At 39.5% G+C, this 19,778-nt stretch carries 14 protein-coding genes; 6 read left to right on the top strand and 8 right to left on the bottom strand.

Going from position 1 to position 19,778, the window contains the following annotated elements:
• Positions 1-2,370 carry a penicillin-binding protein 1C gene (gene pbpC, locus ACOKFG_RS00355; RefSeq protein ID WP_422861656.1) on the bottom strand — a complete coding sequence of 790 codons (2,370 nt, stop codon included), beginning with the start codon at positions 2,368-2,370 and terminating at the stop codon, positions 1-3.
• An 8-nt stretch (positions 2,371-2,378) separates the two neighbouring features.
• A complete protein-coding gene (locus tag ACOKFG_RS00350) occupies positions 2,379-7,934 on the bottom strand; it encodes an alpha-2-macroglobulin family protein (RefSeq protein WP_422861655.1) in 5,556 nt (1,851 codons plus the stop codon).
• A 217-nt stretch (positions 7,935-8,151) separates the two neighbouring features.
• Here ACOKFG_RS00350 and ACOKFG_RS00345 point away from each other — a divergent pair, with 217 nt between their 5' ends.
• Complete coding sequence (locus ACOKFG_RS00345) at positions 8,152-8,568, top strand: nuclear transport factor 2 family protein (RefSeq protein ID WP_298791799.1); 417 nt, start codon at positions 8,152-8,154, stop codon at positions 8,566-8,568.
• Between the two features lie 3 nt (positions 8,569-8,571).
• Here ACOKFG_RS00345 and ACOKFG_RS00340 read toward each other — a convergent pair whose 3' ends face one another.
• From ACOKFG_RS00340 to ACOKFG_RS00315, 6 genes are read right to left on the bottom strand one after another with little or no spacing between them, the layout of a single operon-like run.
• Complete coding sequence (locus ACOKFG_RS00340; RefSeq protein WP_299487721.1) at positions 8,572-9,054, bottom strand: hypothetical protein; 483 nt, start codon at positions 9,052-9,054, stop codon at positions 8,572-8,574.
• A gap of 46 nt (positions 9,055-9,100) precedes the next feature.
• Positions 9,101-9,883, bottom strand: a complete 783-nt coding sequence (locus ACOKFG_RS00335) for a TPM domain-containing protein (RefSeq protein WP_299487723.1) — start codon at positions 9,881-9,883, stop codon at positions 9,101-9,103.
• Positions 9,864-10,301 (bottom strand): TPM domain-containing protein, encoded by a 438-nt coding sequence (locus ACOKFG_RS00330; RefSeq protein ID WP_422861654.1) that lies wholly within the window; start codon positions 10,299-10,301, stop codon positions 9,864-9,866. The genes ACOKFG_RS00335 and ACOKFG_RS00330 overlap by 20 nt, the downstream gene beginning before the upstream one ends.
• Positions 10,302-10,303: 2 nt before the next feature.
• The gene (locus ACOKFG_RS00325) at positions 10,304-10,903 is read right to left on the bottom strand and encodes a LemA family protein (protein WP_299487727.1); all 600 of its coding nucleotides are present in this window, start codon (positions 10,901-10,903) and stop codon (positions 10,304-10,306) included.
• Positions 10,904-10,927: 24 nt separating this feature from the next.
• Positions 10,928-11,257, bottom strand: a complete 330-nt coding sequence (locus tag ACOKFG_RS00320; protein WP_298791795.1) for a MerR family transcriptional regulator — start codon at positions 11,255-11,257, stop codon at positions 10,928-10,930.
• Positions 11,257-12,234, bottom strand: a complete 978-nt coding sequence (locus ACOKFG_RS00315) for a M23 family metallopeptidase (protein ID WP_299487729.1) — start codon at positions 12,232-12,234, stop codon at positions 11,257-11,259. Before ACOKFG_RS00315 ends, ACOKFG_RS00320 begins: the two co-directional genes overlap by 1 nt.
• Before the next feature lie 105 nt (positions 12,235-12,339).
• On the opposite strand from ACOKFG_RS00315, the gene alaS reads away from it, so the two are divergent.
• The 5 genes from alaS to ACOKFG_RS00290 all read left to right on the top strand — a co-directional run bounded on the left by alaS (position 12,340) and on the right by ACOKFG_RS00290 (position 19,774).
• On the top strand, positions 12,340-14,964 hold the full coding sequence (gene alaS / locus ACOKFG_RS00310; RefSeq protein WP_422861653.1) for an alanine--tRNA ligase: 2,625 nt from the start codon (positions 12,340-12,342) through the stop codon (positions 14,962-14,964).
• 3 nt (positions 14,965-14,967) lie between these two features.
• Entirely contained in the window at positions 14,968-15,624 is a 657-nt protein-coding gene (locus tag ACOKFG_RS00305; RefSeq protein ID WP_299487733.1) for a hypothetical protein, read from the top strand.
• Between the two features lie 8 nt (positions 15,625-15,632).
• The gene (locus ACOKFG_RS00300) at positions 15,633-16,589 is read left to right on the top strand and encodes a GSCFA domain-containing protein (protein WP_422861652.1); all 957 of its coding nucleotides are present in this window, start codon (positions 15,633-15,635) and stop codon (positions 16,587-16,589) included.
• Positions 16,590-16,730: 141 nt separating this feature from the next.
• On the top strand, positions 16,731-17,933 hold the full coding sequence (locus ACOKFG_RS00295) for a histidine kinase (protein ID WP_298791783.1): 1,203 nt from the start codon (positions 16,731-16,733) through the stop codon (positions 17,931-17,933).
• On the top strand, positions 17,933-19,774 hold the full coding sequence (locus ACOKFG_RS00290) for a histidine kinase (protein WP_298791782.1): 1,842 nt from the start codon (positions 17,933-17,935) through the stop codon (positions 19,772-19,774). The genes ACOKFG_RS00295 and ACOKFG_RS00290 overlap by 1 nt, the downstream gene beginning before the upstream one ends.
• Positions 19,775-19,778 lie beyond the last annotated feature (4 nt).

Here is a 19,778-nt window from a genome sequence, read left to right as displayed (position 1 = left end):
TTAGTTTTCAGCCGCCATTTGAACATTCAAATTTTGTTGAATTCGGTTCCCTTCGTCGTCAACAGCTGTTAGTTTGTAATTTCCTAGTTGAGTTTCAATAATCAATTCATGAAAGTTAGAGGTCGAACCGATATACGTTTCGTCCAAGTACCAGTGTACTGTGCTTTCAGATTGTTGGTGCGCCAATTTACATATGATTTCCTTGGAAATTTTGCCTAAATCCCGGGGAAGCAGAATTTCTTCATTGTTTTTTGGATATATGAATTCCATCAACTGCTTTTCCTCGGCATAGCAGCCTTCTAAAAAGGAGGGCAAACTTTTATAATTTGGATGCGAATTGACATAATAATACTCAACTACCGTCGGCAAACTGAACCAGTTTTTCTGCACCATGTTTTCCAGGGCATAGCAGTCTGAATTTACTCGATACTTCTCATTTTTATCCAAAAATATTTGATGGTGATAGGGACATGTTTGACTTCTGGTTCCTTTTATGGGTAGTAGTTCTTTTTGGGTGGTATCACAAAAGATGGAAGCTCTGAAACCGGTTTCCGTACAAATTTCCAGTTCTGCCAAGTCGTCAAAGGGTTCCTGAAACCATCCACTTTGTGGTAATGCATCCAAAACATCAAAAAGAAGGGGAGCGGCAGCAGTAATTCCTGTTAGTCCTGGCCTTCCTTCGCCATCGGCATTTCCAACCCAGACTCCGATGGCATATTTTGGGGTTACCCCAACCGCCCAAGCATCTTTAAACCCAAAACTGGTACCTGTTTTCCATGCAATAGCCTGTGATGAATCAAAAAACTGCCAATTTTCGTTTCCTTCAGGACGATTTACCTCTTGTAAAGATTTAAAAGTATGGTACAACGAACCGGCATTTAAAACGGTAGGCTCGAATTGTTCGGTGCCAAAATTAGCTTTAGACTGCTGAAAATAGGTTGGTTCAACAAATTCATTGGTGCGATATGTGCTTGAATTGGATAAAAAATAATTCAGTGTGGAAGCTGCAGAAGCATAGGTTTTGGTAACATCCCATAATGAACTTTCCGCACCACCTAAAACAAGGGGAAGACCATAATGACTGGCGGGCCTGTCCAATGATTTTAAATTCATTTTATGGAGTTTATTATAGAATTTTTGAAGTCCAAATTGTCTTAACAACCGGACCGCGGGCACATTTAAGGAACGTGAAAGTGCTCTACTGGCAGGTACAGCTCCAGCATGTTTTTTGTTGAAATTCTTCGGATTGTAACCATTGATCACAGTTGGGATATCCTTGACCAAACTATTTGGCAACAGTTGTCCTTCATGCAGAAGTGAGGCAAATAAAAACGGTTTTAAGGTGCTTCCTGTACTTCTCTTTCGGGTGATGATATCCACATAATTTCCATGGTCTCTAGAGGTGGGCGAATTTCCAACATAGCTGAGCACTTTTCTTGTCTTCACATCCAATACCAGAATGGACAGATTATAGATTTCGTTGCTTTTCAGTTGGTTGTAATGGCGTTCCGCCAAAAGATTCGCTTGATTTTGCAAATGCCTATCAATGGATGTTTGAATGCGTTTGCCAGGATGCTCTTTTTTAATACGCTCTGTAAGATGGGGAGCAAGATTGGGCAAGGGACGTGGTTTTTGTGGCAACGGTTCCAAAATGGCCAACTCATACGTGGTTTGGTCAATATGATTAGTATCCCGTAGCTTTTTAAGCAAACGATTACGTTTTTGAAGCAAAGCCTGTTCATTCCGGCCGGGAAAAATTAAGGACGGAGCATTAGGTAAAACTGCTAAGGTGGCAGATTGTCCCCAGCTCAATTCATGTGATGGAATACCAAAATAACGCCATGAAGCTGTTTCCAACCCAACCACATTTCCACCATAAGGCGTATGCGTGGCATATAGTTTTAGAATATCTTCCTTAGAGTGCCGAAATTCTAATCGAGTGGCCAAAAAGAGCTCAATACACTTCTCAAAGTAGGTTCGGGATTTGTTTTTTCTACTCAACCGAATTATCTGCTGGGTTATGGTGCTCCCACCGCGCCGAGTTTGCTTCGTAAGGTTGTGCTTTATGGCATTGAAAATGGAAATCGGATTGAATCCAGGATGTTTATAAAAATATTCATCCTCAAACAATAGAACGCTCTGCTTAAAACGTTTAGGTATGGAATCCATTTGCGGGAAACGCCACTGTCCATCGTCAGCAATCCGGGCACCTATCAAAACTCCATCATAACTGGTGACCACAGTTGAAGTTGGCTCTTCAAACAAGATCTTGGGCAAACAAAAGAGCCAGATGAAAAAGAAAATTGCTAAAACAGATAGTTTGAACTTATGTTTTAGTGCAATTCTTTTTATTGCCAATTTCCATTTCATCTATGAGATCATTGCACGATTGAAATCCATTTTCCCTTGTTTCTGGCTTGGTAGTTGTCATCATACATGGCTTCAACCTGTGACCCGGGTAGGTAATATTCTCCTAGGAAAGAGGCGTTGAGCTTTACAATGAATGTTTTGGTCTTCTTTCCGGCCAAATCAAAATAAAAATGAGTTCGGTCATCACGCACATCAATGTACTCTGCTTTGCTTGAATTGGTGTCACTAGTTCCAGCGTAGGAGGTGTTCACAATCTCCCACCCACTTGGAACAATCTGCGTTAAGGCCAAATTATCGATGTAATCATTGGAGCTATTAAAAACAGTCAATTTTGCCTGTAATTCGGTTCCTTGACGCAATTGGGAAACATCGATTCGGTTTCCAACGGCATCAAGGTAATCAACAGAAAGTCTTAGATTTTGTTCTTGGGCCAATTCTTGTCCGACAGGGAGCTTACCACTTTGCACCAGTGTTGCATAAATGGTATTGTTTTGATTGTTTTTGACCTGGATATCTTCCCTTGCCGCCGAAATAACAAGATTCCGTTGTGCGATTGCCCTATCGGTTTTTACAACAATCTCTTTTCCATTATTGGTAAAAGTTAAATCTAAAGATTTACCACCACTTTTCTTTACCATTTTGGCCATTGCCAAGAGGGCATACGAAGTTTCTTGGGTGCTATACCATCTTTGTGAAGAAAGATTTTTAGCTAGGGAAACCGCTAAATCCCTTTGTTGGGAGTCGCCTAAAATGACCATAGTCTCTAAAGCCATAGCCCTGTTTCTGAACACAGAACCATAGGTTCGATAATTATAAGAGTTTGGTCTAAAATCGATATTGGCAATTTGGGCAAGCTCTTTCGCCACTTCTTTTTTGCCAACCAAGGCGTAGGCAGCTGCCAGTCGCCATTTAGCCTCATTGCTCAGGTTTTTTGTTTCCCGAAGACGGTTCATTGCCGCTAATTCTGGCTTTTGGGCCAGCGCCAGTGTATACAAACGGTAGGCTTGGGCTATATCGTCATTATATCGGGTTTGCTGATTGCTCCATTGTCGGGCAGTGTTCTTTTGATAGCGTAACCAATTACTTAAAAAAGTTAGTGGCAGTTGATATCCTTTTTGTTTGGCTTCCAACATAAAATGGCCTGCGTAGGAGGTGCCCCAATCATCGGCGCTGCTATAGCCAGCCCAGTAGCTTAGGCCTCCACTGGAAGTTTGGAAATCGTTTAGTCTTTTGATAGCGGCTTTAATGTTTTTCTCAGCTTCTTTTTTCTTATCGAAGGTAATATCCAGTACATCATCCAAAAATAATTGTGGAAACGCAGCTGAGGTAGTTTGCTCCACACAACCGTGCGGATATCGTATGAGATATTCCAAACGCTTGGAAAAATCCATGGGAGGGAGGGTTGAAAATTCAATTGTGGCTTCATTGGTTCCCGAGGTTCCAAAAGGTTCAAGCACTATGGATTCAGATTGATTTGCATCCAAAGTATACAGATTACTTTTAGTAGTCATCGGATTTGGATTCTCCACATCAATTTCAATTTCGTTGCTAGCATTTTCACCAGCTCCGGATGCCATTACTTTTATAGTTTGAAAGGATTTGCTCGGATTCACTTTGAAATCAAAATTCACTATTTGTTCACCGACGGTATTAAAAGTGATGTTTTTTGAAGTAGCACCTAATGGCTCCAGTGCTTTCCCTGCATCTACAGAAACTTTTACATTTTTCACCTTTTTTTCCATGGCAAAGACTGTGACTGGAATAGTAACTTTTTCACCTGGAGACAGTTTTCTGGGTAAGGATGTCAAGACCATTAAAGGTTTTCGAACTGGTGAGGCTTTTTCAGCATTACCATAGGCACTGTTTGGGTTTCCTGCGATCAGCATGGTACGGACCGAACCCACATAGTTGGGCATATCTATGGCATGGGAAGCTTTTTCACCTGCCTTTAAATTGAATGGGCCCAAATAGCTTACTACTGGCTTGAAGCGCTGGGCTTTTCGATTCTTGGCGCCTTCTCCAATTCCGCCGCCACCAATTTCATAGATATTATCGACACTTATGGAATACGCTCCCATGACATCATCAAAAATGTCAAACGTTTTAACCCCTAAAGCCTGTCTTGCATAAAATGAACCATGGATATCGGGTGTTTTAAATCGGGTAAGGTCCAACAACCCTTCATCCACAACAGCCAGAGAATAGGTCATTGGCTTATTATTGGCCTCTGAGACGCTTACTTTAAATGAGGTTTCAGGCTCTAACACGTCCGGCATTTGAAGCTCTGGGTTGAGATACGTTGCAGGGTTTTCGACCAATAACGGTACCACTCCATACAGCCGAATAGGTAGGTCGTTGACAACCTGTCCATGCGGTTGTAATAAAGAAATATTGATGTAAGCATTGGGTGCCATTTCGGCGGTAATGGGAATTGTTGCTTTGGTTTCCTTTGCGGAAGTTTCAATCCATTGCTGGGATAAAACTTCCGAACCGTTTTCAATACTTAATAGGGCTCGGCCACCTCTATCCGAAGGAAAAGTAACCACAGCTTCTTCACCTAGAGAATATTTTTCTTTGTTTGCAGAGAAAACCAGGATTTTTGAACTTTCAGCATCACCCGAAGCAGGTCTTCTCCACCAATTTCTATAGAAATAGGCTGTGCGTCCGGTTGCATGACCTGAAGCTTCATCAATTACACGAATCAGGAAACGTCCACCGTCATCATCGGGAATGTTTACTTTAAAACTTCCTTTTCCGTTGTTCGCTGTCGTGACCGATAATTCTTTAAAGGGTCTATGTACAGTGGCATTTTCATAGCGAGAAAGATTGTCACGACCTCGGTTCCACCACCAACGCCATTCAATTTTAAAGATTTGAACTTTTAATTTTCGATTTCCGACAGATTTTCCGTCAGCGTTCACACTCACTACATCAAACACGGTGCTTTCATCGGTTAAAAAGGAACCATATCTACGCGCTTTAGGAGAACGAAGCCCCACAAAGTGGCTAAAAGGGGCCAATTTTTTTGAAAACACATCAATAGAGAAGTCGCCGCCTCCTTCAAATACCTTTGTGGTAAACGTAGCTTGAAGCATTCCAGGGGCATTTCCATTTATGTTGATTTTTTCATTGATGTTGAGAACCCCATTGTCGTCCAATTTGGACTGGATAAATTGATTTTCCAATGTATTGAAAGTGCGTACTGGATCTTGAAAAGAGTAATCGTTAAACTTCGGAAAGGCTGAAGGTGCGTTTTTTATGTTAGCGTTGATGTCAATCTTTAGATTGCGAGCCGGGGCTCCATGAAGCCATTGTACTTTAGCCTGACCAATATTGTTTTTGTTCGCTTTTAGAATTTCATCTTCGAAGACAAAATCAACTTTGAGTCTGTTGGGCTTTATAGTGGCAATCTTTAAACTTTTGTTGTATTCGGATCCACCAACGATTATTTTGGCATTCCAAGTGCCTGTTGGGGCTTCGGTTTTTGTGGGTATTGGGAAATAATAAAAATCCCCTTCTTTTTTGGCATAAAGTCCACCTTCAATATGTGTTGAACCTTCTTTGATCACATTTCTTTGGACAAGTTTGCCACGGGCATCGCTTACCTCCAAGGTAACCGGATGATTGCCGGGAATAGGATTGTTTTTGTCATTCAATACAAAGGTTAAATGTACGGTGTCTCCTGGACGGTGTACCCCTCTTTCGGTGTATAGGAAGCCTTGAAGCCCATTTTGCAAAGTTTCCCCAGAGACATCAAACTTACTCAGTGAAAGTGCATTGCCATCAGCCAATTTTGCATAAGCGAAATTGTTGTCCTTTTCTGCGATAGCAAAGGCCAAACTTTTATCGCTATCAAAAATTGCAAATCCAGAAGCATCGGTAGCGATTTCACCCAGGGGTTGCTGCTGATAGTTATACAGTTTTATCGTTGCATTTGCCTCTGGTTTTGTGGTAAGCAAATTGGTAACCGCAAAATGATACGAGCGATTGTTCCCTTTTTTTACAATCAAACCCAAATCGCTTCCGAGAAGATTTGTGGTAACCAATCGAGTGTCGTTGTAATAGGCGTTATAGCATGGATTGTCCCTTTCTTCCCAGTTCCAGTCGTAATTTCTCCAATTGTAGATTTCATTGTCCCAATAACGCTCCTCCAGGGTTTCATCGTTTGAGGTTGATGCAACAACTTCAGAAATACCTTCAGTATCTTCTGCACTTCCACAATCGTAAGTGGTATGTTCTTTTTTGAAGCTAAACTCAACCCGATATAGGGAGCCCGGATGTACCTTTATTAATTTAGAGAGGTCTAATGCATGAGCTTTCCAATAACTTGTGTTTTCATCTCCATTTTCTGAGAGCGGAATTACTTTATGGGCCACTCTTCTGCCAACTGTTCTGAGGTCAGAATTGTATTGCTGGGTCAAGTTATTATTTTGAAGAAATTGTAACATATTGTTCTCAAAAACTTGGATAACCCTCACTTCAACGGCTGAAAGATTGACCGTTTCAAAGTATATAGGAGTGGAATTCGCATTTGGAAGAATAGTCCCTTTGGAAATGAGCCGCACAGCAGGTTTTAATTGCTCGAAGGACACCAATTCTGAAAATTGATTTTTTAAGGTGAAACCATATTCACTTTTAATGCCTTCAAAAACGTTCACCCGTACTTCTCCAAGAATACGGTTGGAGGGATAAATTTTCAATAGATTTCCATCAATTTCATAACGAAGGTTTTGTGCATTTTCAATGGTTACAAGACCGTTGAGGTTTTGGTTTTGTTTTAAGGGTTCCGAAAAATTCAAGGTTAGGGCCGCATTGGGAGCAGATGTGGTTTTGGCATCCACTACAACGAACTTATTTAGTCCCGGAATTGTATAGGTTTCTTCACCTTCATTGTCAACACCCATGTTTTTCCCCGTCCAACTGATGTTGAGTTGGCTATCCTCTGTTTTACGCGAGATACTATCGATTTTAAAGCTGAAATATTGGGCATTCTCCTCGTTTCCATCCCATTTTACCGTAATCTCTTGATCCCCCTGTTTAACCGAAAGCACATCCTTGATTTTTGAAGCATCCAATACATCAGATGCGTTTAGGGTTCCGGAGAGATATTGCCAATTTTTGCTATACGATTGTAGATTACCCAAAGTGATCTTGAAATTAGGGGCTATTGTCTTAAAACTGAAAGTATACGTTTTAAAGTCACGGTCAACATCTTCAAAAAGCTTGTTCAGTGCTAAGGTTGTAACATATTCGGTATCTGGTTGTAGGTATTCTGAAGGTTGAAAAACAAGTTCCCTTCCGTTTTCGATAGACAAGTTCCCTTCAATCTTGGGAGAAATTTTCAGGTATTCTTCGGGAAGTTCTTGGGTTAGCTCAAACTGATTCAGTTGTTGGGCAAGAATTATGGTTATGGGTGCAGAGATACTTTGATTACCATGTGTATGGTAGCTGATATAATCTTTGAACTTGAAAAGATTATCGGTTTCTGATATAGGTGCTTTCTTTTTACAAGAAACTAAAAGGATAAAGAGAGAAAAAAAGAAAATTCGAAGAAAACGCGACATGCCAAATAGGAATTAATTATACTGCGACTTTACCACAGACAAGATAGCTCAAAAATGGATGTTGGGGCACACCGAGTTTATGAATAACTCGATAAGATATACGGATGGTTCTGGTATGCAGGACTTAACCTTATGAAATATTTATGATTTATGACAAAGCGAGTGCCTCACAAAATTGATAAATTGATAGCATCAATAACTTAAAACTAATACAGCCATGATTCGCAACCTTCTTTTATTGTTCTTTTCAGTAAGTATTTTTTACACAGCAAATGCCCAAGAATCCGATTATCAACTTGTGGAAAAAACCTTAAATTATTACATGGACGGTGGTACCAATAATGACTTTAATACCTTAAAAAAGGCTTTTCACGAAACTGCCACAATGAAATACATTACCAAAGAAGGCTATAAGGAAGTAAATGCATTGGAGTTTTTTTCGGGCATGGATGCCTCAAAACCAAAATCAAATAGAAAAACTAGAATTGCTGATATTACCATATCTGGTCATGCAGCTAATGCCCGCTTGGAGTTGGAGTATAAGGACTTTACTTTTGTAGATTTTATGAATCTGCTAAAAGTTGATGGTGAATGGAAAATTGTGAGCAAGATTTTTTATAAACGGATGGAGTAGTCATTACTCCGGAACAAAAACCGTAACTCTAACAGGCAAGATGCCGTTATTTGTGAACTCTCCTGCGATTCCGGACAGTGAGGCATCGTCAACACCAGTATATGGCCCGCAACAAAAACTACCCGCTCCATCAAAAGTGGTTAGGTCAAAAGTGAAAGTTGCCGCGTCTCCCAGACTTATTTGGTAGGATTGCTCGCCGATAGGTACATCTTGTAAGCTAATTATTAAAATGTCTTGGTTTTCAAAGTCCTTTTGCAATTCAAAATCAACTGTATTGGCATTTGCGTCCGAAATATCTATTTGGTCCGGGGGGTAAACCCCATTTGTGATAAGGTTTGCGCCGGTAGTATTATCTATAAATTCGAAGTATACAAAATCATCAACAGCTGCACAGTCAACAAGGGAACAGTCTTCAATAGTATCATCTTGTGAGCAGATAACTGCATTGAAAAGCATGGAGTAAAGAATCAACTTTTTTAAGAACATAGCTGGAGTTTTTTATTAGAGATGATGAGATGGGGTTAAAGTTGCGTCACCATCCGCCAGAGGCACCACCGCCTCCAAAACCGCCTCCGCCGAAGCCGCCTCCAAAACCGCCGGAGCCAAAACCTCCTCCTCCAGAAGAACGGGAACTACGCCCCATGTTGCTTAGAATGATCATGTCCCAAATATCCATGCCCGAGTTTCGGCCTCCACGACCACCTCGATTGTTGCGATTGTTTTTTCGACCTCTGGAAAGGATAATCAAAATCACAATAAAAATGATGAAGGGCAAGAGTGATTTTAAAGGAAAACCTGAATTGTTTCCAAAAGTTCGGTCCTCAGTAAATTCTCCGGTAAGCACTTTGAAAATAGCATCGGTGCCTTTGTCCAAGCCCCCGTAGTAATCGCCTTTTTTGAATTCTGGAATAATGACCGATTCAATAATACGTTTTGACATGAAATCGGTCAAAGAGCCCTCAACACCGTATCCTGTATTAATGGCAATTCTTCTATCATCTCTAGCCAAAAGAACAAGCACTCCATTGTCTTTTTTGGCTTGACCAATCCCCCATTGTTGTCCCCACTGTGCACCAAGGTAGTTGATGTTCTCCCCCTCTGTCGATGCAATAATCGCTATTACGATTTGAGTAGAAGTACTATCGGAATAACGAATGAGCTTTTGTTCCAAAGCTTTGCTTTGGGAAGCAGGCAATAGATTCACATAATCATAAACACGAGTCTGCTTTTGCGGTTTTTCAGGTATGGTGAACTGTCCCCAAGTGAGAGATACACATAAAAAAGCGACAAAAAGACTAACCTTTGGATATGGCATCGCTCAGTTCATTGGTATCGGTATGGTCCCATGGAAAATGTGCATTAAGCTCCTTTCCCGCCATCAGTACACCTTCAACAATTCCTTGTTTAAAGTCACCTTTTTTAAAGTTTGAGGCAATTACATCTTTGGTACTGTCCCAAAAACCTTTAGGAACGGCCCGGTCGATTCCGGTATCGCCGTAAATAACAAATTTTTTATCATTGACCGCAACATATAGCAACAACCCATTTTCATCTTTGGTATTGTCCATTTTTAATAAGTGAAATACCTGTTGTGCCCTACTGAAGTGGTCCATTTTTGCTGTTGCCTCAATATGCACCCGAATCTCTCCGGATGTATTTTTCTCAGCCTCAAGAATGGCATTGACAATCTCCTGCTCCTCGTCAGCAGTTAAAAACTCCTCTACATGTGACATATCTAATTAGAATCGAAATTTACATCTGTTGCATTTTCAGAACCCGGATCAGCTTTATAGCGTGCCATTTCATCAAAACCAAACCAACTTGCAAGCAATTTTCCTGGGAATTTAGTAGTATGAACATCGTAGATATTTACCTTTTCATTGTATCTGTTCCTTGCAACATTAATTCTATTCTCGGTCCCTTCCAATTGGGATTGTAGTTCCAAAAAGTTTTGGTTAGCCTTTAGTTCCGGGTAGCGTTCCACGGTAACCAATAGTCTGGAAAGTGCAGAAGATAATCCAGTTTGGGCTTGCTGGAATTCGGCTAACTGTTGAGGTGTTATATTGTTGGCATCAATGGTTGTGGAAGTGGCTTTAGCCCTTGCTTCAATAACATCCTTTAAAGTACCTCTTTCGAAATCTGCAGCACCTTGAACCGTTTTGACTAAATTTCCTATCAAATCATTCCTTCGTTGATATGAGCTTTCAACGTTGGACCAAGCTGTCTTCGCATCAGCTTCATATTGCACTGCGGTATTATTGAACCCAACTGCCCATTGATAAATTATAAATGCAATAACTGCTATAACGATTAATGGGATTAGCCATTTTTTCATTTTATATGGTTTTAGTGTTTATAATTATAATTGATCTTTAATCTTCAAAAGTTCGGCCTTCACTTTTTGCAGTTTTTGAATGACCTCAAAATTGGAAAGTACCTTTTGCTTTTCTTCCTTTAAATGGATTTTGGCACCTTCCAAGGTGAAACCACGCTCTTTTACCAAGTGATAAATGAGTTGTAGGTTGTGGATATCCTTTGGGGTGAACTTTCGGTTGCCCTTGGCGTTTTTTTTGGGTTGAAGCACATCAAATTCCTTTTCCCAAAAACGAATCAAAGAGGTATTCACGCCAAAGGCCTTGGCTACTTCGCCAATGCCATAATATCGTTTTTCAGGAAGGTCTACATGCATTAATCCAAGGATTGATTCTCTTGATTGGCGAATTTGAGCATATTTTCAAACTCTTCCGCCGTCAAACTTCCATAGTAGAAGTTAATGGGGTTGATACGTTCTTCATCTTTGAACACCTCATAGTGTAAATGTGGAGCCTCTGACCGCCCTGTGTTACCTACAAAACCTATCAAATCCCCGCGTTTTACCTTTTGCCCTTTGGTTACGTTGTATTTACTTAAGTGGGCATACAAGGACATATAACCATAACCGTGATCTATTCGTATGTGTTTACCATATCCTGAAGAACGGTTGTCTGCTCGTTTTACAGTTCCGTCACCAGTGGCATAAATCGGCACGCCTCTTGGAGCTGTAAAATCCATGCCCCAATGCATTTTTCTAGCTTTGGTAAAAGGGTCTGACCGCCATCCATAACCAGAAGCCATTCGCGTTAAATCTTCATTTCGAACGGGTTGAATGGCTGGAATGGATGCTAATAATTTTTCTTTTTCTTCGGCCAATTTGGCAATCTCATCCAAGGATTTGGATTGAATTACCATTTGTTTTTGAATGATATCCAATCGCTGTGTCGCGTTGGTAATAATTTCCGAATTGTTGAATCCTTCTAAAGATTTATATCGATTTACTCCTCCAAAACCAGCTTTTCTTTGCTCTTCAGGGATAGGGTTTGCCTCAAAATATAATCGGTAAATATTGTTGTCACGATCCTCAATGTTTGCCAAAACCTGCTCCATTTGCTCCATTTTTTTGGTCAATATCTCAAACTGGAGCTCATAATTACGTACTTCTCGATCTAAGGAAAGTTCTTTTGGAGTATTCAGCAAATTAGTATTGAGAAGCACAATCAGGCCTAAAAGTCCAAATAGCGCAGCACCCACAATAAAAAAGAAAAGATTCCGATATTTTTTGGACTTTTTGGGCTCTATCTTCCGATAGGAAAGCGTATCTGGATCGTAATAGTACTTAACTTTAGACATGAATGGATTTTATCCTATTTTTGCGCATTCTTTTTTAAGAAAACAAACAAATATAAAAATTGTTTTTCTTAAAGTGTTAAATTTAATAAAACCCTAGCAAATTCAATGACATCCCAAGAAGTCAGAACACAGTTTTTAAATTTTTTCAAGGGAAAGCAGCATAAAATTGTTCCATCCGCTCCCATGGTGATGAAAGATGATCCTACTTTGATGTTCACTAACGCGGGAATGAATCAGTTCAAGGAATTTTTCCTGGGAAATTCAGTGCCAACTTCCAAAAGGGTATCTGATACGCAAAAATGTCTTCGAGTAAGTGGAAAACACAATGATTTGGATGAGGTTGGAAAGGATACCTACCATCACACCATGTTCGAGATGTTGGGGAATTGGAGTTTTGGGGATTATTTTAAAAAAGAAGCTATTCAATGGGCGTGGGAATTGTTGACAGAAGTTTACAAAATAGATAAGGATAGTCTTTACGTTTCTGTTTTTGAAGGGAGCGATGATGCTGACAATCTGGAGATGGATAAAGAGGCTTTCGAACTTTGGAAAGCTATAGTACCGGAGGATAGAATCATCATGGGGAACAAAAAGGACAATTTTTGGGAGATGGGCGATCAAGGTCCTTGTGGCCCTTGTTCAGAAATCCACGTAGATATTCGCTCGGCATCAGAAAAAGCTGAGGTTTCAGGTGCTTCATTGGTGAACCAAGACCATCCGCTGGTAGTTGAGATATGGAATTTGGTCTTCATGCAATACAACCGAAAGGCAAATGGGAAATTGGAGAGCCTTCCGGAGAAGCATGTAGATACCGGGATGGGCTTTGAGAGGTTATGCATGGTGTTGCAAGGAGTAAAATCCAATTACGATACAGACGTTTTTGCACCTCTAATTCGAGAAATAGAGACTATTACTGGTCATAAGTACGGAAAGGATGAGCAAACGGATATTGCAATTCGCGTGGTGGCCGATCATATACGGGCAGTTGCTTTTTCCATTGCCGATGGACAATTACCAAGTAACAACGGAGCGGGTTATGTTATCCGAAGGATATTAAGAAGGGCCATTCGATACGGATTCACCTTTTTGGGAACCAACAAGCCATTTATTTATCGGTTGGTAAAAGTGTTGGGTGAAACCATGGGTAAGGCTTTTCCAGAGCTTCGAGAGCAGTATCAATTGATAGAAAATGTGGTTAAGGAAGAAGAAAGTTCTTTTTTGAGTACGTTGGAACAGGGATTAGTGCTTTTAGATTCAGTGATTAAATCTTCCAAAGGAAAAACCATCGATGGTGAAAAAGCCTTTGAACTATATGACACTTTCGGTTTTCCGATTGACCTGACATCACTCATACTGGAAGAGAAAGGGTATGAGCTGGACGTTGAAGGTTTCGAAAAAGCTTTAAAAATTCAAAAGGACCGATCCAGAGCTGCTTCAGAAGTTTCTAAGGACGATTGGACGGTACTACTAGAAGATTCAGAACAAGAATTTATAGGGTACGACAGTTTGGAGGCAGATGTGAAGTTGGTCAAATACCGAAAAGTAAGTAGTAAAAAAGAAGGAGATCAATATCAAATGGTCTTCAATTTAACTCCATTCTATCCCGAAGGAGGAGGGCAAGTAGGAGATAAAGGCTATTTGGAAGTTCCCAATGGTGATGTGGTCTATATTTTGGATACCAAAAGAGAGAATAATGAAATAGTTCATTTTTCAAACAATCTCCCAAAAAATAATGCAGTCAGTTTTAAAGCAGTTGTAGATAAAAAACAACGGCGGCGTACTGAGAGCAACCACACGGCCACGCACTTGTTGCATCAAGCACTGAGAGAGGTCTTGGGGCCTCATGTAGAGCAAAAAGGATCTGCGGTACATTCTAAATACCTTAGGTTTGATTTCTCACATTTTTCGAAATTGAGCACCAAAGAGCTTAGAGATGTTGAGAACTTTGTCAATGCACGAATAGAAGGCCAACTTCCCTTTGAAGAAGGCAGAAATGTTCCGATTAAGGAAGCAATGGAGCAAGGCGCCATGGCATTGTTTGGGGAAAAGTATGGAGATACCGTGCGAACTGTGCGATTTGGACAATCCATAGAATTATGTGGGGGAACCCACGTAAAGAACACTGCTGACATTTGGCACTTTAAAATTGTTTCCGAAGGCGCTGTTGCTGCAGGAATTCGAAGAATTGAGGCCATTACCTCAGATGCTGTCAAGGAATTTTATTTCAAGAACAATCGCATGTTGTTCGAAATCAAAGACCTTCTTAATAAAGCTCAAGACCCTGTAAAGGCGGTAGAAAGTCTGCAAGAAGAAAACACTGCTTTAAAAAAGCAGATTGAACAGTTGCTAAAAGATAAGGCCAAAGGACTCAAAAATGATTTAATTGCTGAATTGGAAGAAGTGAATGGAATCCAATTTTTGGCTAAAAAAGTGGATTTGGATGCCGCTGGAATCAAAGACTTGGCTTTTGAGATAGGAGGGCAAGTTTCAGACTTGTTCCTGTTGCTGGGAGCTGAAAAAGATGGAAAAGCACTTTTATCTTGTTACATTTCCAAGGAAATGGCGTCCAACAAGGGATTAAACGCCGGCAATATTGTTCGTGAGTTGGGTAAGTACATTCAAGGTGGTGGCGGAGGACAGCCTTTCTTTGCGACTGCTGGGGGTAAAAACCCTGCTGGAATAACCGAAGCATTAAAAAATGCGCGGAAGTTGGTTGCCGCTGCAAACTAATTTATGCGATTCTTCAAGCTAAAAAAATTTAATTGGAAGTATGTCATTGGTGAGATTCTACTATTGTTTGTGGGAATCAATCTTGCTATCTGGTTCAATGATTGGAACGCATCAAAATCCATTCAGAAGGATAAGGAGGTAGCGTTGACAAAAATTAAGGTCGAAATAGAGGCCAACCTAGAACAGTTGACGGAAAATCACACCGAAAACCAAAGAATTCCCAAATTTTTCAATGAACTGAATAGCCTAAAAAATGACAAAGATGAGCTACGGCTCACCGCGCTTGAGTGGAATAACTTCGTGGGCAAATATCCAGAATTTGTAGAGACCATAGATTCAGTTTCTACCGGAAATGGTAAATTTAAGTACGAAGCGGATACCAGCATATTTTTGGAAATAACAGATTTGAGCAATATTGCATGGGAAATTTCGAAATCAACAGGGATTTTTCATGAGTTTGGATACGATTGCCTCTACCAACTGCAGGGCATATATCATACTCAGAACTTGGTTAAAAATGAGCTTCAGAAAGCAACCGAAGCTTTGGGGAATAAATCCATTGATGATTTGATTCGGGTTTTGGACTTTATGGACCAACTGGAAACCCAATTGGAAACTCAATACAGAGATATGATACAAAGTATTGACGACTGTAAGTAACTTGCGACATGAAACTTCAGACAACAATTCCGATTAGCAAGGGAAAACATCCCATTGATTATGACTCTAGAGTATTGTTGTTGGGCTCCTGTTTTGTGCAGAATATTGGAGAAAAACTGGGGTATTATAAGTTTCAAGTCGAACAAAACCCTTTTGGAATTCTTTTCAATCCAATGGCTATTGAAAATTTGGTTCAAAGAGCGCTGGCCAGCGAATCATATCATAAAGACGAAGTTTTTCAACATGAAGGAATCTGGAATTGTTTTGATGCACATTCTGATCTTAGTGCTATTTCCGAACAGAAGCTGCTTGACAATCTGAACCATGGACTCAAAAAAACGACAAACGAACTAAGGAGTGCTACCCATATCATAATCACTTTGGGTACTGCTTGGATTTATCGGCATAATTCAACACAAAAACCGGTTGCGAACTGCCATAAAGTACCCCAAAAAGAATTTTCCAAAGAACTTTTATCTGTAGATGCCGTTAAGTCAAGTTTGAAACTTATGACAGCATCAATTGCCGCGGTGAATCCAAAAGCAAATATCATTTTTACAATTTCTCCTGTACGACATTTGAAGGATGGGTTTACGGAGAATCAAAGAAGCAAAGCGCATCTCATTTCTGCTGTTCATGAGACCATTTCAGAGAATCAAACTAGCACCGCGTATTTTCCAAGTTATGAAATTATGATGGATGAGCTTCGGGACTATCGTTTTTACGGGAAGGATATGGTACATCCCAACGAGCTGGCTGTAGACTATATTTGGGAAAGGTTCAAATCAACTTGGATCTCACCAGAAAGTTATGCTGTGATGGATGAGGTAGAGGTTGTCCAAAAAGGGTTGCAACACAGGCCTTTTAATCCTAATACTGAAGCACATCAGAAATTCACAAAATCACTTCAAACAAAAATTGAGTGTCTTCAAGGAAAATATCCTTTTATAAGATTCAAGCAATAGGTGAAGACCTAAAAGTATAGTTAAGTCCATCCGTCAATTGTAAGGATATATTGGTCAAGTCAGGATGCCCATCCGTCAAATCAACCATAAAATAGTAAGCGAGACGGCCTAGTTTCATCGCTCAAACCTCATGCGATACTTATGGCAAAAATTACCCAAAATTCACGGTTATGCCCTGAAACCAAGGAGATAAATTTTGCCAATGTACTAATGTATTTTTCAGAATCCCTGCTCGGCGTTGATAGTGAAGAGGAGATTTTATGGGATTTGGCAAAAAACTGTATTTCTAGATTAGGTTTTGTTGATTGTGTTGTATACCAATTGGATGAAGACAGGGGAGTTATGGTGCAAAAAGCCGCATATGGCCCAAAAAACCCTAAAGCCTTTGAAATTTATGAACCGATCGAATTACCTCTTGGCTTTGGTATTGTAGGTCATGTAGCCCAATCCGGAAACGCTGAACTTTTACATGACACTTCAAAGGACGAACGGTATAAGATGGATGGTGAGTTTAGGTATTCTGAAGTTTGTGTGCCCATAATTATTGATGGTAAAGTGATTGGTATTATTGATTGCGAGCATCAAGAAAAAAATTTCTTTACAAAACATCATCTGTGCATGTTACTTGCCATATCGTCTATTTGTGCCATAAAAATCAAAGCTGTCCGGGGCCATAAAGCATTGGTAGAGAAGCAAGAAAAGCTCTTTAATTTAAGGGAGGAAATGATGGAATTGCGATTGAAGGCCATTAATTCCCAATTGAATCCTCATTTTGTTTTCAATGCGCTCAATGCAATCCAGCATTTTATTACTTCTGAAAATAAAAAAGCGGCATTGGATTACCTGTCCGGTTTTAGTAAACTTATTCGGTTCTATTTAAAGCATATAGACCGTGATAAAGTTAAAGTGTCGGAAGAAATAACTATGCTAAAATGGTATCTGAAACTCCAAAAACTTCGATATGTGGAGCAGCTGGAATATCAGGTAGATCTTGAAAATGAAAAAGAATGGGCTGACGCATTGGTACCCCCCTTTATTATTCAAACCCTGTTTGAGAATATTATCGAATATGGAGCTTACAATCAATATAAGAACCAAAAATTTGGTATAAGCTTTACGGGTGGTGACAAGCACGTTGTTTTCTCCCTTGTTTACACCTACGAAACCATAAATGGAACTACCTATACCCCCGAGTATCGAGATTATATTCTGAATTGGCAAGACCAAATCGAATTATTGAATTCGGTTAAAGAATATAATATTGAAAAGAAGGTCATATTGCTCACTAAGAAGAACAGGAAAGGAAGAAAAATAATTTTAAAACTCCCAAATCTAAATGAATAATGGCAAGGTCCATAATAAGCCTGCTTGTACTGTCTATTTTGGCAGTGTTTTGTTGTAGGGAGGTAGCTGCACAAACCTCCCTGAGCAGTAAAGGTGTCGATTTGAAATTTACGGTGCTTAAAACATCCAACCAAAATCTTACTCTAGAGAGTGTTATAAATAATAAGGATGGTTTTAAGAAACCGCATGAGTATTTGGAAAGGACACATCCAAATGCATTTTATTGGATAAAAATAGATTTAATCCCAGAACTTGAAAATCTGAAGAAAGAGTCCACTTGGATTTTAACACCTGAACATTTTGACTACGGGATACTTTATCAGATTGAAAAAGGATCTGTTCATGAAACAAAATTCGGCTGGTTCGAAAACTCTCCCAATGAAGGTTCTATTTTGTACAGTCAAGGAATTCCATTTAAGAGTAGCGGGCTAATTGAAAATAAATACATCTATCTGAAAGTAAGAAGTGTTGTAGACCTAGAAAAGATAGGAGAATGGAAAATAAGTTATCGATCACAGTTCAAGGATGACTTGGCCAAAAATTTTTACAATGAAACAGATTTAAAACTTATAATTCCCTCCTTGCTTTTTGCCGGAATGTGTATCATAATGTTTTTAATGATGTTAATGTTTTTTGTGTACACCAAGCGGCTGGAGTTTTTGTTTTATTGTATATACGTGTTGTGTCTGTTTATTTATTTAGGCCCTTATGTTTCCAAATTATATGTGGTACTTTTTTCCAGCTTTGACTTGACAAGCTATATCCTTTTTCAACAAATGCAAATGTTGATTAATTTAAGCTATGTCCTATTTGTGATGTATTACCTAAATACTAAAAAGTTATATCCCAGATTACATACCGTTATAAAAAAAGTAGCTTGGATGTTGCTTGTCGTCATAATTTTGGATGTGTTGTTTTTGTCAAGCAAGTATTTTTTGGGGCATATTTATCTATTACATTTTCAACGCCTGTTTATGTCAGTGTTTGGTTTGAGCGCAATGGTATATCTCTTGGTAAAAAGAAAGGATCATTTGGCTTGTTTTATAGTCGCGGGATCATTTTGTTATATGATTGGGGCTTTAGGACTTTTGTTTTCAGGAAATGGCTATTTCATGATTGCAGGATCCAGTTTGGATATATTAATTTTTGCAACCGGACTTACCTACAAAATACAAACGGAATTCACAGAACGTCTTCAGTTTCAGTCTGAAGCCCATATAAACAAGACCAAAGCATTACGAGCTCAGATAAACCCACATTTTATCTTCAACTCATTAAATTCCATACAAAATCTCATAACAAAAAATGATAAAAAATCAGCACTTCGATACCTGTCCAGATTTAGCAGCCTTACCCGCAACGTTTTAGAGAGTTCTATTGAGACAACGATATTGTTGAAGGACGAGATTAAAATGCTCAATGCCTATTTGGAGTTAGAGTCACTTCGTTTTGAAAATGCATTTGATTACAGCATAATGGTTGATGAATCCATTGAAACGGAAATAACGGAGTTTCCATCCATGATTGTGCAACCTTTTGTTGAAAATGCCATACTTCATGGACTGTTGCCCAAACAAGGGAATGAAAAAGTTCTTACCCTATCCTTTAAGGATAATGGAGACTTTGTACTTTGTGAAATAGAGGACAATGGTATAGGAAGAGAAGCTGCGCAAAAAAAGAGCGTTCCTCAAGATAGAAAATCAAGAGGAATGGAAATAACCTTGCAGCGCTTTAAGACCTTGATGGGAGATGGATATGAAGATATGATTCAAATAGTAGATAAAAAAGATGGTTGCCAAAATGCAGTGGGGACTAAAATCAGCATAAAAATTCCAATCTGAAAAA

This window comes from Flagellimonas rhodophyticola (assembly GCF_049332665.1).
Lineage (GTDB): Bacteria > Bacteroidota > Bacteroidia > Flavobacteriales > Flavobacteriaceae > Flagellimonas.
The sequence above is the reverse complement of the archived record's forward strand: the minus strand, read 5'-3'. Positions and strand labels throughout refer to the sequence as shown.